This is a genomic window from Streptomyces sp. NPDC090499 (assembly GCF_044769305.1).
Classification (GTDB): domain Bacteria; phylum Actinomycetota; class Actinomycetes; order Streptomycetales; family Streptomycetaceae; genus Streptomyces.
On the sequence record NZ_JBIVXP010000002.1, the window covers coordinates 683,776 to 700,060 of the forward strand.

Sequence of the window (16,285 nt, forward strand, 5' to 3'; positions counted from 1 at the left end):
GGCACCGGGCCACTGGTCCTACTCAGGGGCGCGGGGAACTGCGCGACCAGCCACGACGGCGGATCAGCCGCCGACGCACCGCATCCCTACGGCGCTCGGCGTCAGCCGCGCCCCGCCGCCTTCTGGCTCTTACGGGAGACCGAGTCGATGACAACGGCACCCAGCAGAACACCACCGGTGATCATGTACTGGATCGAGGTGTTCATGTTCAGCAGGTCGAGACCGGTCTGGATGGACTGGATGACCAGCATGCCCAGCAGCGCGGACCAGACGGTACCGCGGCCGCCGAACAGCGACGTACCACCGATGACGGCCGCCGCGATGGCGAGCATCAGCGTGTTGCCGCCACCGGCGTTCAGCGTGGCGCTCGCGGTCTGGCCGGCGAAGAACATGCCGCCGATGGCCGCGAAGCCGCCGGAGATCGCGAACACGGTGATCCGGACCATCGGCACGCTGATACCGGCACGGCGGGCGGCCTCGATGCCGCCGCCGACCGCGAAGACCTTGCGGCCGTACGTGGTGCGGCGCAGCACGAAGTCGACGACGACCAGCGACGCGAGGAAGATCACCAGCGCGTTGGAGACACCGGACGCGTTGTTCAGCACGGCCGCCGCCACGAAGGACGCGATCGCGAGCAGGGCGACACGGATCAGGATCTCGCTGGTGGGCCGGAACGGCACGCCCGCCGCACGGCGCCGGCGCTGCTCGTTGAACTGGCCCAGGGCCGAGAGGACGACACCGAGGCCGGCCAGCAGGTAGGCGCCGATGATGGCCTGGTCCATGAAGAAGGAGCTCTGGCCGAGGAGCTTCACCGGGCCGCTGTCGGCCGGGATGTTGATCGTGCCGCTGGAGCCCAGCAGCCACAGCATCAGACCGTTCCAGCCGAGGAAGCCGGCCAGGGTGACCACGAACGCGGGTACACCGATCTTGGCGAAGAACCAGCCGTGCAGGGCGCCGATGCCGATGCCCGTGATGATCGTGAGGATCAGGGCCAGCCACTGGTTCATGCCGTGGTTGACCGCCAGGACGGCGAACACCGTGGAGGCCAGACCGCTCACCGAGCCGACGGACAGGTCGATCTCGCCCAGCAGCAGCACGAACACCAGGCCGATGGCGAGCATGCCGGTGGCCGCGAGGAAGTAGCTGATGTTGGAGAGGTTGTCCGCGCTGAGGAACAGGCTGTTCTTCACCTGGAAGATCGTCCAGATGATGATCAGGCCGACCACCACCGGCAGCGAGCCCAGCTCGCCGCCCTTCACCCGGCGCTTGAACTCCGTGAGGTAGCCCTTGAAGCCCTCCTCACGGACCAGCAGCCGCGGGTCGACGACGGTGACCGGCGCGGCCGTGGGGTCGTCGGCGGGAGCGACCGTGGCCTGGGCCTCGGCGGCCGCCTCGGTCTTGTCGAGCTGGGGCGACTCGTCGCCCTGCACGGTCTTGTTCGACGTCTCGCTCACTTTGCCGCCTCCGTGGTGCGTCGCTCGGAACGACGGGTCACGGCGTTGTCCGTGGCACCCGTGATCGCGGCGATGATCTCTTCCTGGCTGGTGCTCTTCACGGGGAAGAAACCGTTGTTCTTGCCCAGACGCAGCACGGCCACGGTGTCCGCGACCGCCTTGACGTCCGCCATGTTGTGGCTGATGAGAATGACGGCGAGGTTGCGCTCGCGCAGCCGCTCGACCAGGTCGAGGACCTGCGCGGTCTGCTCGACACCGAGGGCGGCGGTGGGCTCGTCGAGGATGACGACCTTGGGGTCGCCGATCAGGGCGCGGGCGATGGCCACGACCTGACGCTGACCGCCGGAGAGGCTGGCGATCGGGATGCGCACGCTCGGGATCCGGATGGAGAGCGTGCTCAGCAGCTCGCGGGCCTGCTTCTCCATCGTCACCTCGTCGATGACGCCGCGGTGCAGCAGCTCACGGCCGAGGAAGAGGTTCCCCACCACGTCGAGGTTGTCGCAGAGCGCGAGGTCCTGGTAGACCGTCGCGACACCCAGTCCCTGGGCGTCGTGCGGCTTGTTGATGCTGACGGAGTTGCCCTCCCACTCGATGACGCCCTCATCGATGGGATGCACACCCGCGATCGTCTTGACCAGGGTCGACTTTCCTGCGCCGTTGTCGCCCACCAGGGCGACCACTTCTCCGGCGTGGACCTCCAGTTCGACTTCGGTGAGGGCCTGGACCGCACCGAATCGCTTGGAGACTCCGCGCAACGCCAGCACGGGCGTAGCGGACACGTGAACCATCTCCTTCGCCGCCTGACCGGCGGGGATGCCGCGCTTGGTGATCAGGCGCGGAGGGTCGTGCGGTACCCCGGACTGTCGTCGGGGAGCGCACGCGGTTTACAAGATGAACATGCGCGAATCCGCTGCGCTTGGCAACGGGTCCGTCCGACGCCCGCTCCGGCAGCGGGGTATGAAGGCCGGAGCGGGCGTCGGAGGGGTTTCGCGAGACCGCCGGACGGCCGGGGCACCTTGCGGAAGGGCCTGCGCGTCGGGCGGCCGGGGCCCGGGTGTCGTACTGCGACCACCCGGGCGCTGGCGACCGGAGCCTGGCGGCTCCGGGGCGGGACTACTGGAGGCCGGCGGCCTTGCAGGCCTTCGCGAACTCGCTGGTGCAGATGTCGGAGACGGTGTACAGACCGTCCTTGATCACCGTGTCCTTGATGTTGGCCTTGGTGACCGACACCGGGGTCAGCAGCTGCGAGGGCACCTTGTCGCCGGAACCGCTGGTCTGCGTGCTGGTGGCGAGCGAGTCGATGCTCTTGCCCTGCAGCAGGTCCACGGCGATCGTGGCGGCGGCGTCGGCCTCCGGCTTGAACGCCTTGTAGACGGTGGAGGACTGGGTGCCGGCGACGATGCGCTGGATGCCCGCGAGCTCCGCGTCCTGACCGGTCAGCGGGATGCCGCTGATGCCGGCGCCCTTGAGGGTGGTGGCGATACCACCGGCCATGCCGTCGTTGGCGGAGTAGACGCCCGCGATGTTCTTGGCACCGAGCTGCGTGATGGCCGCCTTCACCTTCTGCGCGGCGACGGTGTCCTTCCACAGGCCGGACTGCTCGTAGGCGATGTCGACCTTGCCGTCCAGGGCCTTGTGGGCACCCGCCTTGAACTGCGCGGCGTTCGGGTCGGCGTCGTCACCGTTGATCATGACGACCTTCGACTTGGTGGTCGCCTTGGAGCCGAGGGCGTCCAGCAGGGCCTGGCCCTGGAGCTCGCCGACCTTGACGTTGTCGAAGGAGACGTAGGCCGAGACCTTGCCCTGCGCGAGGCGGTCGTACGCGACGACCTTGACACCCTTGGCCACGGCGGCGTCGATGGAGGACTTGATGGCCGCAGAGTCCTGGGCCGAGATCACGATGACCTTGACGCCCTTGGTCACCATGGTGCTGACCTGCTGGGCCTGCTTGGCGGCGTCACCGGCAGCGTTCGCGTAGTCGACCGTGCAGTCGGAACACAGCGACTTGACCTGCGCCTCGAAGTACGGGTGGTCGAACTTCTCGTAGCGCGCGGTCACGCTGTCGGGGAGCAGCAGGCCGATGGTCTTGCCACCGGAGGAGCTGCTGCTGCTCGAGTCGCTCTTCTTGTCGTCGCCGGCCTTGCCACAGGCGGCGACGGACAGCGCCATGGAAACCGCGGCGGTGCCGATCACGACTCTACGCATCGTTGCGTTCATTTGGGGGTGCCTCCCTGACAGGGCCGCAACGCTGCGGCCGAGGTGGCTCGAAGTCAACTCGGCCGCAAGTTCGACGTCAAGAAGTAAATACTTAACGAGATGGCAACGGCGCCATGCGTTCTCTAAGTGAAGACAGGTGCAACGGCGGGTACAGAACCGTCCAAAAGGGTCGAGTCGCCCATCTCGCTGAGCGCGAGAGCGAGCGCCCCGAGCACCTCGGCGCGGCCGCCGAGGGCCCCAGGGAGCACCGAGAGCTGACGCGCGGCACTGGGGATCGCGTAGCGCCCCACGGACTCCCTGATGGGCCCCAGGACCAGCTCTCCGGCCTCGGCGAGATCGCCGCCGAGGACCACCCGGCTCGGGTTCAGCAGGTTGCAGAGATTGGCCACTCCGCTGCCGATGTGGCGGCCGACGTCGCCGATCACGCGACGGCAGCCCGGGTCGCCGTCCCGGGCCAGCCGTACGACGCCCTCCATGGTCAGGTCGGGGCCGTGGCCGGGCTGGAGCAGCGGCAGCACGTAGCGGGCCGCCGCGAAGGTCTCCAGGCAGCCGCGGTTGCCGCAGCGGCAGACCGGGCCGGACTCGTCGAGTGTAATATGTCCTATTTCGCCGGCCGTGCCGCCGGGACCCCGGTAGATCTTCCCGTTGATCACCAGACCGGCGCCGACACCGCTCGCGACCTTGATGTACGCGAGGTCACGGACGCCCTTGCCGCTGCCCCAGACCAGCTCGCCGAGGGCGCCGAGGTTGGCGTCGTTGTCGACGTGCACGGGGACGCCGAGGCGGAGCCGGAGCTCCTCGGCGGGTCTCGCGCCGATCCAGCCGGGCAGGATGGCGCTGGAGCCGAGGGTGCCGGACTCGACGTCGATCGGGCCGGGGACGCCGACACCCACGCCGGCGATCTTCGAGCGGTCCACGCCGGTCGCCGCGATCAGGCGGTTGACCAGCTCTTCCGCCCGGTCGAAGCCCTGGCTGGACGACGCGTCCACGTCGAGCGGCTCGGACTCCTCGGCCAGCACCTGGTGGGCGAGGTTCCCGATCGCGACGCGCAGGTGGGTGTGGCCGAAGTCGACGCCGATGACGATGCCGGCGTCACCGCTCAGGCTCACGCTGCGGGCCCTGCGGCCGCCCGCCGACGTGGGCGTGACCTCGACGGTTCCGCCGTCCTTGAGCTCGCGCACGATGTTGGAGACCGTTGCGGCCGACAGGCCGGTCGTGCGCGCGATCTCCGCCTGCGTGAGCGATCCGGCCAGACGTACGGCCCGTACGACACGTTCCAGGTTGGCTCGGTGCAGCGACGACTGCGACCCCGGAGTCTCCATCGACCCATCCACTCCCGCCATCGGAGGCGGCCACGGTGCCGCCAACGTGACCCAGGTCACCTCACTGGGACCGGGTCACTTACAAGTTATGAACTCCAAGCTCTGCTGAACGGGTTACCGGCGTCAAGTCCTTGACAGAAATCGTTGGCGGTTCGGAGGTCGCTTGCGGGACATGCGACGGACATGTCCAGGCCACTGGTCAGCAGGTCGAAAGGCTCGCGTGGAGTGCGGGTGCGGCGCCGTCGTGGCTGGTCGCGCCCACGCGGCGGAGCCGCATGTTGAACACAGCCCCGCGCCCCTTTGGGGCGCGTTCGCAGGCGCCCGATTCGAGGGCGCCCACTTTCGGGTTGCGAACGTTCGGGTTACTTCAGGGCGCCGGCCGTCAGGCCCGCCACCACCTGGCGCTGGAAGACGATGTAGGCCGCAAGGACCGGGAGCATCGCCATCACCAGGCCGGCGAAGAGGCCGGACCAATCGCCCTTGTAGCCCTGGCTGACGGCGAGCTGGACCAGGCCCTGGGTGAGGACGTGTTTGTCGGGGTCGGTGTTGAGGACCGTCGGCAGCATGTACTGGTTCCACTGGCCGAGGAAGTTGAAGATCCCGACGCTGATCAGGCCGGGCTTCGCCATCGGCAGCATGATCTGGAAGAACGTCCGGGTGTGCGAGGCGCCGTCGACGAAGGCCGCCTCGGCCACGGAGGTGGGCAGCGTGCGGAAGAACGCCGTGAGGAAGAAGACCGTGAACGGCAGCGAGTACGCGATGTAGACCAGGATCAGGCCGTGGATCGTGTTCAGCAGGCCCAGGTTGTTGACCACGTAGAACAGCGGGACCAGCGCGAGCATGATCGGGAAGCTCATGCCGCCGATGAAGAGGTAGTAGATGAAGCGGTTGCCCGGGAAGTCGAAGCGGGCCAGGACGTAGGCGGCCATCGAGCCGAGGACGAGGGTGCCGATGAGCGAGCCGCCGACCACCAGGACGGTGTTCAGGAAGTAGTCGCTCATGTTGGCGTCGGTCCAGGCCCGCGCCCAGTTCTCGAAGTGGAGCCGGTCCGGGAGCGCCCAGGGCGAGGTGAAGATGGACCGGTCGTCCTTGAAGGACGTCATCACCGCCCACAGCAGCGGCGTGACCACCATGATCGCCCAGATGACCAGGACGCCGTGGGAGAAGACGTTGAGGACCCCGCCCTCGCGCTTGTGCCGGGCCGGCTTCGGCGCGGGGGGCTCGGCCTCGGTGACAGTGACGTCGGTCTCGGTCGTCGTCATCGCTTCAGTACTCCAGCCGCTCGCGACGGCCCAGCCGCATCACGACCGCCGCGAAGGCGAGCGTGACGACCAGCAGGGCGACGCCGATGGTGGTGGCGTAGGCGGCCTGACCGTCCCGGAACGCCTTCTGGTACACGTACAGGACCATCACGGTCGTCGAGTAGTCGGGCCCGCCCGGTCCTGTCGTCATGATCTGTACGACTGCGAACGACTCGGCGCCGAGCGCGAGGATGCCCATGTAGACCCAGCCGGACTGCACGGTGTCCCACAGCAGCGGCAGCGTGATGCGGAAGAAGGTGGCGGCGCGGCCGGCGCCGTCGAGCAGGGCCGCCTCGTAGAGGTCCATCGGAATGGACGCCATGCCGGCCGAGAAGAGGACCACGAAGAAGCCGACCGTGGACCAGACCAGGACGGCCATCACACACCACAGGGCGAGGCTCGGGTCGCCCAGCCAGAGCGGCTGGATATTGTCCAGACCAATTCCGCGGAGCAGTGAGTTGATCGCGCCGCTGTCGGGGTTGTAGGCGAAGGCGAACAGCAGCGAGACGATCGCGATCGACAGCACCTGCGGGAAGAAATAGACGATCTTGTAGAAGGAGGAGCCCCGGACCCCGGAGATGACCGGACCGCCCCTCCTTCTCCGGCCGCCCACATTGATCATGAAGGCGAAGAACAGCGCCAGGCTGATCGTCACCAGCGGCAGCACGACCGCGAACATCAAGCTGTGCTGCAAGGACTTCCAGAAGACGTCGTCGTGCAGCATCCTCCGGTAATTGTCCAGGCCGACCATCTTGAATTCGGGGCTCAGGCCGGTCCAGTCCGTGAACGAGTAGTAGATGGACTGGATGAACGGCCACACCACGAAGAGCGCGTACAGTCCGAGGGGCAACGCGAGAAACCCCACGATGAACCGGTACTTGCCGTGCTGCATCGCCACTCCGGTGCCGAGAGGGTCTTCTGGTTACTGGTGCTTGTAGTGCTTGATCGAGGTGTCCTTGGCGGCCTCGTCGGCGAAGCCCTGGATCTTCTTGATGGTCTCCGCCGGGGTCGAGCGGCCGGCCATCATCTCGCCGAGACCGGCCACCCCGATCTTCTCCTTCTGGAGCTGCACGTACCAGTCCTGCATCCGCGGGTTGACCACGTTCGTCCCGGCCAGCTTCAGGGCGGCGACCCCGGAGGTGAGGCCCGGGGTGAGGGTGATGCCCTCGGTGCCCCCGTTGTACGCGGTCAGCGACTTCACCTTCGACGTGAAGTTCTTCGAGGACGCCTCGCTAAGCATGATGCGCAGCTGCTCCATGCCGCCCTGGGCGTTCGCCGCCTTGGCCGGGACGATGAAGGGCTCGCCGCCGGAGGCCCAGATGGTGCCGAACGGCATCTTGTCGTTCTTGTCGACGCCGGTGGGCGCGGAGACGGCGAGGTTGAAGTCGGAGGGGATGACGTTCGCCGACTCGTTCTCCACCCAGGAGCCGTTCGGGATGAACAGGGCCTTGCCCTGCGCCCAGGCTGTCTGCGACTGGATGTGGTCGAGGCCGGGCGTGCCCTTGAGGATGTAGCCCTTCTTGTAGAGCTCGTAGTAGGCCTCGAAACACGCCTTGACGGCGGGGTGTTTCCAGGCGTTGGGCTCCAGGTTGTCGATCGCGTTCAGGACCTCGACACCGCCGACCTTGCCGATCATCGGGTAGAGCGAGAAGGGGATGTAGTAGGGGTACTTGCCGGCGTAGGTCCAGCCGGCCATGCCCTTCTTCTTCGCCTTCTCGCAGACGGCGATCATCTGGTCCCAGGTCTGCGGGTACTCCGCGTCCAGCGAGTCCAGGGCCTTCTGCGAGTACCAGACGCCGTAGACCGTGTAGGCGTAGTACATGATCCAGACCGGGTCGCCGTCGAACTGGCCCATCTCGACGATCCCGGGGCGCAGCGTGTCGCGGACCTTCTTGTTCGGGTCGTCGTACGACGGGGCGTCGAGCAGCGGGGTGAGGTCGGCCAGCTGGTTCTTGCCGACGAGGACGCCCATGTCCATCTGCTCGGCGCCGGAGTTGTCGATGAGGTCCGGCGGGGTGCCCTGGTTGAAGCGCGGCTGGAGGGTGGACTGGATCTTCTGGGTGGCGGAGAACTTGACCTTGGCCTTCGGGAAGTTCTTCTCGTAGATCTTCACCGCGTCCTCGGCGTACTCCTTGCCGAAACCGCCGTCGAAGAGGACGAATTCCATCTGCGCGGTGTCGTTGACGCCCAGCGGGTTCTTGGCCGTCTTCTTGCCGGCCTTGTCCTTGGACTGGCCGCCGCCACCGCTGCTGGCACAGGCGGAGAGGAATCCGACGGTGGGGACCGAAATCAGGCCGAGCGCGGCGGACCGCTTGATCAGGTCGCGACGGCCGACACCCTTGGAACCGGGGGTCGCTGCGGAATCGGAACCGGGGTTCGCTGCGGAAGTGGATCCCATGCTCAAGTCCTCGCCTTCTCCAGGACTCAGGCGGTGAACCGGATCCTCCCCGGCACCGCGGTCGGGTAGTGCTGGGTCGTGCAGGAAGTCATGCGGGAAACGCCGACAGGTATAGTCCACTTCCCGCCGACGGGGCAAGATCGAATGCAAGGTTGGCCACGGGTCTTTTCCTAGTTGAGACCTGTCGGAAATATGAGCGATCTCTGTACGCCTTGCCGGAAAAAGAGCCGACATACACCCCTGAATGCCGCACCCAACACCCTTGACATCACGGGTCACTTGACCACCTACTGGTTCCTGCGCCACGCAGCTGACAACGTTGTCTCATGTGGCAGGGAGGGTACCCGTTGTGATGCAGCGGAGAACGCAGCGAAGAACAGGGCACGGATCTGGTACGGCGGTCGTGATCGCGGCCGCCGTAGTCATGACCCTGGGCTCCCAGGGAGCCGCGGTGGCGCTGCCGGCGAAGGCACCGGCCGCCTCGACACAGTTCGCATCCTCGTTCGAGTCTGGCGATCCGTCACCGGACTGGTCCGACACCGTGGACACCGACCCGAGCGGCGCTCCGCGCGCCTCCGGGGTGGACGGCGGCTACAGCACCGGCATCCCCGGGAACGTCACCGACCACGTGACCGACATGCGGGCGAGCGGCGAGAACACCGGCGCGGGCGAGGTCAAGGAGAACCTCGTCGACGGCGAGTCCGGCACCAAGTGGCTCACCTTCGAGCCCACCGGCTGGGCCGAGTTCGACTTCGACAAGCCCGTCAAGCTGGTGACCTACGCCCTCACCTCGGCGAACGACTACGCCGAGCGCGACCCCGCGGACTGGACCCTCCAGGGTTCGACGGACGGCAAGGACTGGAAGACCGTCGACACCCGGACCGGCGAGGCCTTCACGGAACGCTTCCAGACCAAGTCGTACGACCTCTCCGCACCGGCCGAGTACCAGCACTTCCGGCTCGACGTCACGAAGAACAACGGCGCCCCGGACATCCTCCAGATCGCCGACGTCCAGTTCTCCACGGGCGGCAGCGGCGGTCCCGTGCCCCAGGACATGCTCTCGCTGGTCGACAAGGGACCGACCGGCTCGCCGACCGCGAAGGCGCGGGCCGGCTTCACCGGAACGCACGCGCTGCGCTACGCGGGACGGCACACGGCGACCGGCCGGGCGTACTCGTACAACAAGGTCTTCGACGTGAACGTGAAGGTCGGCCGGGACACGCAGCTGGCGTACCGGATCTTCCCCTCGATGGCCGACGGCGACCTCGACTACGACGCCACCAACGTGGCGGTGGACCTGGCCTTCACGGACGGCACCTACCTCAGCGACCTCGGGGCCGTCGACCAGCACGGGTTCGGGCTCTCGCCGCGCGCGCAGGGCGCGTCGAAGGCGCTGTACGTCAACCAGTGGAACAGCATCTCGTCGGTGATCGGTTCGGTCGCGGCCGGCAAGACGGTCGACCGGATCCTGGTGGGCTACGACTCCCCCGCGGGGCCGGCCAAGTTCCGCGGCTGGATCGACGACGTGTCGCTGAAGCCGGTGGCCCCCGAGAAGCCGAAGGCGCACCTGTCCGACTACGCGCTGACCACCCGCGGCACCAACTCCAGCGGCAGCTTCTCGCGCGGCAACAACTTCCCGGCGACGGCCCTGCCGCACGGCTTCAACTTCTGGACGCCGGTGACCAACGCGTCCTCGGAGAGCTGGCTGTACGAATACGCCCGCGCGAACAACGACGACAACCTGCCGACGATCCAGGCGTTCAGCGCGAGCCATGAGCCGAGCCCCTGGATGGGCGACCGGCAGACCTTCCAGATGATGCCGTCCGCCGCCTCCGGCACCCCGGACACCGGCCGGGAGGCCCGCGAACTGGCCTTCCGGCACGAGAACGAGACCGCACGGCCCTACTACTACGGTGTCAGGTTCGAGAACGGGCTGAAGGCCGAGATAACGCCGACCGACCACGCGGCCGCGCTGCGCTTCACCTACCCCGGCGACGACGCGAGCGTGATCTTCGACAACGTGACCGAGCAGGCGGGCCTGACCCTGGACAAGGAGCACGGGACCGTCACCGGCTACTCCGACGTGAAGTCGGGCCTGTCGACGGGCGCCACCCGGCTCTTCGTCTACGGCGTCTTCGACAAGCCGGTGACGGGCGGCGACGCTAGCGGGGTCAAGGGCTACCTGCGCTTCGACGCGGGCTCCGACCACACCGTCACGCTCCGCCTGGCCACCTCCCTGATCAGCGTCGACCAGGCGAAGGACAACCTGCGCCAGGAGATCCCGGACGGCACCTCCTTCGACACGGTGAAGGCACAGGCGCAGAAGGTCTGGGACAAGCTGCTCGGCAAGGTGGAGGTGGAGGGCGCCACGGCCGACCAGCTGACCACCCTCTACTCCAGCATGTACCGGCTGTACCTGTACCCGAACTCCGGCTTCGAGAAGGTCGGTTCGACGTACCAGTACGCCTCCCCGTTCTCTCCCATGACCAGCCAGGACACCCCTACGCACACCGGCGCGAAGATCGTGGACGGCAAGGTGTACGTCAACAACGGCTTCTGGGACACGTACCGCACGACCTGGCCCGCGTACTCGTTCCTGACACCGGGTCAGGCCGGTGAGATGGTCGACGGGTTCGTGCAGCAGTACAAGGACGGCGGCTGGACCTCGCGCTGGTCCTCCCCCGGCTACGCCGACCTGATGACCGGCACCTCCTCGGACGTGGCGTTCGCGGACGCCTACGTCAAGGGCGTGAAGTTCGACGCGAAGGCGGCGTACGAGGCGGCCCTGAAGAACGCGACCGTGGTCCCGCCCTCCTCGGGCGTCGGCCGCAAGGGCATGTCCACCTCCCCCTTCCTCGGCTACACCAGCGACGACACCCGCGAGGGCCTGTCCTGGGCGATGGAGGGATACGTCAACGACTACGGCATCGCCGAGATGGGCAAGGCGCTCTACAAGAAGACCGGCGACAAGCGCTACAAGGAGGAGTCGGACTACTTCCTCAACCGCGCCCAGGACTACGTGGACCTCTTCGACCCCAAGGCCGGCTTCTTCCAGGGCAAGGACGCCCAGGGCGACTGGCGGGTGGACTCCGCGTCGTACGACCCGCGGGTGTGGGGGTACGACTACACCGAGACCAACGGCTGGGGCTACGCCTTCACCGCCCCGCAGGACAGCCGGGGCCTCGCCAACCTGTACGGCGGCCGGTCCGGCCTCGCCGACAAGCTCGACGAGTTCTTCGCGACGCCCGAGACGGCCTCCCCCGACTTCGTCGGCTCCTACGGCGGGGTCATCCACGAGATGACCGAGGCCCGGGACGTCCGGATGGGCATGTACGGCCACTCCAACCAGGTCGCCCACCACGTCATCTACATGTACGACGCGGCCGGCCAGCCCTGGAAGGCGCAGGCCTACGTCCGTCAGGCGCTCTCCCGGCTCTACCTCGGCAGCGAGATCGGCCAGGGCTACCACGGCGACGAGGACAACGGCGAGCAGTCGGCCTGGTACCTCTTCTCCGCCCTCGGCTTCTACCCGCTGGTGATGGGCAGCGGTGACTACACGATCGGCTCCCCGCTGTTCAGGAAGGCGACGGTCCACCTGGAGAACGGTCACGACCTGGTGGTCAAGGCGCCGCAGAACAGCGCGAAGAACGTCTACGTGCAGAGTGTCCGCGTCAACGGCAGCACCTGGACGTCGACCTCACTCCCCCACTCCCTCCTCTCCAAGGGCGGTGTCATCGACTTCACGATGGGCCCGAAGCCGTCGAACTGGGGCACCGGGAAGGACGCCGCCCCGGTCTCCATCACCAAGGACGACAAGGTCCCGACCCCGCGCGCGGACGTCCTGAAGGCCGACGGCTCCCTGTTCGACAACACCTCGGCGACCGAGGAGACGGTGTCCTCGGTGGACCTCCCGGTGACCGGGTCGGCCAAGGGGATCCAGTACACCCTCACCTCACCGTCGGACCACACGAAGGCCCCGACGGGCTGGACCCTCCAGGCCTCGACGGACGGCACGAACTGGAAGACCGTGGACAAGCGTTCCGGGGAATCCTTCGACTGGAACCTGCAGACGCGGGCGTTCACCATCCACAAGCCCGGGGCGTACCCCCACTACCGGCTCGTCCTGGACGGTGAATCCACCCTGGCGGAGGTGGAGTTGCTGGCCTGAGACAACGGCACGGCAGAGGGGGCGGACCCGTTCGGGCCCGCCCCCTCTGCTGTCCGGCGGTCAGCCGGTGGCGAGGGTGAACACGTGCAGGTCGCTGTTCTGGGGCAGCCGGACGCTCCTGATGGTCTTGCCGTCCGGGGCGGTGAAGGGCTTGGTGGCGAAGACGTAGGTGGCCACCAGGTCCTTGTCCGCACCGGCCACGTTCCGGTACGCGGTTCTCGCCACGATCTCGTTGCCGTACTGGACGGTGCCGCCTCCGCCGCCGATGGTCCAGTCGGTGAAGGAGAGGTCGACGGTGGCGGTGGTGCCGTCGGTGTAGGTGACGGTCGCCTGGGCGGACTGGTTGCCGTTGGTGGCGCTGCCGAGGAAGGACAGTGTGGTGGCGGGGGCGGGGAGTCCGATGGTCTGGGCGGTGGCGGTCGCGTTGTCCGGGCGGCCCGCGGGGGCGTTCGGCCAGGTGTAGGTGAGGCCGTCCACCGTGCCCTGGGTGCCCGGGGTGAGGCCGGCCGCCGCGAGGGCCTGGCGGGAGTAGCTCCAGCCGCCGCCGTCGAAGTCGGCCTCGTCGTGGTCGCCGGAGTCGTCCGAGATGCCGGTGTCGGAGTAGGCGGCGAGGAGGGTGCCGGGTGCGGCGACGGTGAGGGCGACCGGCTGGACGTAGGAGGAGTCGGCCGAGGTGACGGAGACCTTCGCGTCGTAGTAGCCCTGCGGGGTGCCCGCGGTGGTGGTGAGCGTGATCTGCCGGGAACCGCCGGTGACCGTGCCCTGCGCCGGGGTGGCCGACACGCCGTCCGGTGTCTCGACGCGGAAGCGCACCTCGGGACCGGTGCCGCCGGACAGGGACCGGGCGCTGACGGTGAGCGTCGTACTGTCGCCGGGGGCGATCGTCGCGGTCGTCGGACCGACCCCGATCTGGTACGGCTGCTCGCCCTGGCGGAAGGACGGGGGCGGGGTGTTCGTGCCCCAGCTGCGGTTCGGGGTCGTGGCGAGGGTGTAGTCGAGCCGGCCGCCGTCGCGGACGAAGGAGCTGTCGAGCCAAGGGCGGTCGCTGGTGCGGCCGTTGACCTTCAGGGACTGGACGTACGGGGCGTCGCCCGCCGCGCCCGTCGCGTGCACCGAGATGTCGTTGCCGTCCGGGCGGTCGATCTCCACGCGCTCGAACAGGGGCGAGGCGAGGACGAGTTCGGCACGGGAGGGGACCTGCGGGTACATGCCGAGCGCCGAGAAGACGTACCAGGAGGACATCGCGCCGAGGTCGTCGTTGCCGGGGATGCCCCCGGGCTGCGTCGACCAGAGCTGTGTCATCGCCGCGCGGACGGTCTCCTGGGTCCGGTAGGGGACGCCGGCGTAGTCGTACAGGTAGGGCACGTTGAGCGAGGGTTCGTTGTCCAGCTCGGACTTGTCGCCGCCGCTGCCGGTGAGGGCCCAGCTGCCGTCGCTGTTGTGGAAGAAGGTGTCGAGGCGGGCGAGGGCCTGGTCGGTGCCGCCCAGCGCGGCGAAGAGGCCGGCCGGGTTGTGCTGGACCATCCAGGTGTACTGGGCGGCGGTGCCCTCCACGAACCCGTTGCCGGTGGCCGGGGTGAAGCCGGTGACCCAGCTGCCGTCCGCCTTGCGGTTGGCGATGTAGCCGCCGGTCGCGTCGGCGGCGATGTCGAAGTTGTTCTGCCACCACTGGGAACGGTCGGCGAAGGCGGCCGCCGTCCCCTTCTCCCCCGCTGCCGCGGCGAGCTGGGAGAGGGAGAAGTCCGCCGTGGACATCTCCAGGGTCTCGGCGGCGCCGCCCCAGGCGTTCGACACGGACGGCATGTAGTGATGGGCCAGGTACTTGTCGAGGGAAGGCCGTTGGCCGACCGACAGCACCGGTTTGCCGGCCGCGGACAGGTCCTGGGCCGTCGGGACCGTGGCCGCCTTCACCAACGAGTCCAGCGCACCTTTCAGGTCGAAGTCGGTGCCGCCGAAGGCGCGGATGCCGGCGAGCGCGGTGGGTGCCGGGTCGCCGTTCATCACGTGGGTGCCGCTCGCGCCGTGCAGCCAGCGGTCCCAGACCCCGCCGTTCTGCCGGGCGAGTTCGTAGAGCGACTGGGCGATGTCCGAGCCCGTACGCGGGTCCAGGAGGGTCAGCAGCTGGACCTGGTCGCGGTAGACGTCCCAGCCGGAGAACGTGCCGTACTGGGCCCGGTGGCCGCGGGCGACGCGGTGCACCCTGTCGTCGCTGCCCCGGTAGCGGCCGTCGGCGTCGCTGATGACGTTCGGGTGGAAGAGCGAGTGGTAGAGCGCCGTGTAGAAGGTGGTGCGGTCGGCGTCCGTGCCGCCGCCGACTCGGACGGCGCCGAGGCGGTCGCGCCAGGCGCGGTGGGCCGCGTCGCGGACGGCGTCGAAGGAGCGCCGTGGCGGGTTCTCCGCCCGCAGGTTCGCCGCGGCGGCGGCCTGACTGACGTACGAGATGCCGACCTTGACGTTCACCGGGCCCGAGCCGGGCGTGAACCGGACGTATCCACCGGCGCCCTTGCCGGCGACGGGCCGTCCGCCGTTCGCCGAGAAGCCGCCGGTACCCCCGGAGGCGGTCGTCGAGCCCGGGCTGAGCCGGTCGTCCTGCCAGGTGCCGGTGGCGGTGAAGGCGCGGTCGAAGCGGGCGGTGAAGTAGAGCGTGTAGTAGGAGCGTTGGCCCTCGGGGTCGAGGTAGCCGCAGAAGTCGCCGGAGGTGACCGAGCCGGAGACGGTGCGGGTGTCCGGGTCGATGGTGACGGTCGAGTCGGACGAGCCGACCTCGGAGTTGGCGGTGCGGATGAGCAGGGAGGCGGGCTTGCCAGCCGGGTAGGTGAAGCGGGCCGAGCCGGTGCGGGTGGTCGCGGTGAGGTCGGCGGTGACGCCGGAGGCGAGGCCGACCTTGTAGTGGCCGGGCTCGGCGGTCTCGTCGGCGTGGCTGAAGTCGGAGGCGTAGACGGCGTCCTTGGTGTCGCTCGCCGGGGACGAGGTGACGTCGCCCGCGTACGGGAAGAACGGGATGTCGCCGCTGCCGCCCGCGCAGCCGGTGCCGGACATGTGGGTCAGGCTGAAGCCGCGGATGCGGGTGGCGTCGTACTGGTAGCCGCCGGGCGCGGCCGTTCGCGTCGCGTCGCCTCTGGTGTTCTCCGGGCTCCAGGAGAGCATGCCGAACGGCATGACGGCGCCCGGGAAGGTGTTGCCGCCGTTCCTGCTGCCGATCAGCGGGTCGACGTACGCCGTGGGGTCCTTGACCAGTTCGGGGGGTGCGCTCGTGGTCGTCGCCGCGAGGGCAGGGACGGCACCGCCGGCCGCGAGTACCGCGGCCAGCAGCAGGGACAAGGGTCGGAAACGCATGACGCGGCCCTTCCTCCTTCGGACGGGGTCGCGCACCACAGGTCGCACAAGCCGCAGGGACAGTAACGTGCGCCACCGGTAACACGGAA

General features: G+C 68.4%; 9 protein-coding genes. 1 reads left to right on the forward strand and 8 read right to left on the reverse strand.

Annotated features, from left to right (window positions below):
- Positions 1–101: 101 nt before the first annotated feature.
- The 7 genes from ACIQVL_RS11480 to ngcE form a co-directional block, all read right to left on the reverse strand.
- Positions 102–1,454: a sugar ABC transporter permease gene (locus ACIQVL_RS11480; protein WP_403430420.1), complete on the reverse strand. Its 1,353-nt coding sequence runs from the start codon at positions 1,452–1,454 to the stop codon at positions 102–104.
- Positions 1,451–2,242, reverse strand: a complete 792-nt coding sequence (locus ACIQVL_RS11485; protein WP_362589023.1) for an ATP-binding cassette domain-containing protein — start codon at positions 2,240–2,242, stop codon at positions 1,451–1,453. The genes ACIQVL_RS11480 and ACIQVL_RS11485 overlap by 4 nt, the downstream gene beginning before the upstream one ends.
- A 325-nt stretch (positions 2,243–2,567) precedes the next feature.
- Positions 2,568–3,659, reverse strand: a complete 1,092-nt coding sequence (locus ACIQVL_RS11490) for a sugar ABC transporter substrate-binding protein (RefSeq protein ID WP_403430423.1) — start codon at positions 3,657–3,659, stop codon at positions 2,568–2,570.
- 134 nt (positions 3,660–3,793) lie between these two features.
- Positions 3,794–4,993 carry an ROK family transcriptional regulator gene (locus ACIQVL_RS11495; protein ID WP_293993554.1) on the reverse strand — a complete coding sequence of 400 codons (1,200 nt, stop codon included), beginning with the start codon at positions 4,991–4,993 and terminating at the stop codon, positions 3,794–3,796.
- Positions 4,994–5,355: 362 nt separating this feature from the next.
- Positions 5,356–6,255: a carbohydrate ABC transporter permease gene (locus tag ACIQVL_RS11500; RefSeq protein WP_403430425.1), complete on the reverse strand. Its 900-nt coding sequence runs from the start codon at positions 6,253–6,255 to the stop codon at positions 5,356–5,358.
- 4 nt (positions 6,256–6,259) lie between these two features.
- The gene (locus ACIQVL_RS11505) at positions 6,260–7,186 is read right to left on the reverse strand and encodes a carbohydrate ABC transporter permease (protein WP_403430426.1); all 927 of its coding nucleotides are present in this window, start codon (positions 7,184–7,186) and stop codon (positions 6,260–6,262) included.
- Between the two features lie 30 nt (positions 7,187–7,216).
- Positions 7,217–8,692 (reverse strand): N-acetylglucosamine/diacetylchitobiose ABC transporter substrate-binding protein, encoded by a 1,476-nt coding sequence (gene ngcE / locus ACIQVL_RS11510; protein ID WP_403475150.1) that lies wholly within the window; start codon positions 8,690–8,692, stop codon positions 7,217–7,219.
- A 424-nt stretch (positions 8,693–9,116) separates the two neighbouring features.
- On the opposite strand from ngcE, the gene ACIQVL_RS11515 reads away from it, so the two are divergent.
- A complete protein-coding gene (locus tag ACIQVL_RS11515; protein ID WP_403475227.1) occupies positions 9,117–12,860 on the forward strand; it encodes a GH92 family glycosyl hydrolase in 3,744 nt (1,247 codons plus the stop codon).
- A gap of 60 nt (positions 12,861–12,920) precedes the next feature.
- Here the strand turns inward: ACIQVL_RS11515 and ACIQVL_RS11520 are convergent, their stop codons facing one another.
- Entirely contained in the window at positions 12,921–16,196 is a 3,276-nt protein-coding gene (locus ACIQVL_RS11520; RefSeq protein WP_403475151.1) for a GH92 family glycosyl hydrolase, read from the reverse strand.
- Positions 16,197–16,285: the final 89 nt, after the last annotated feature.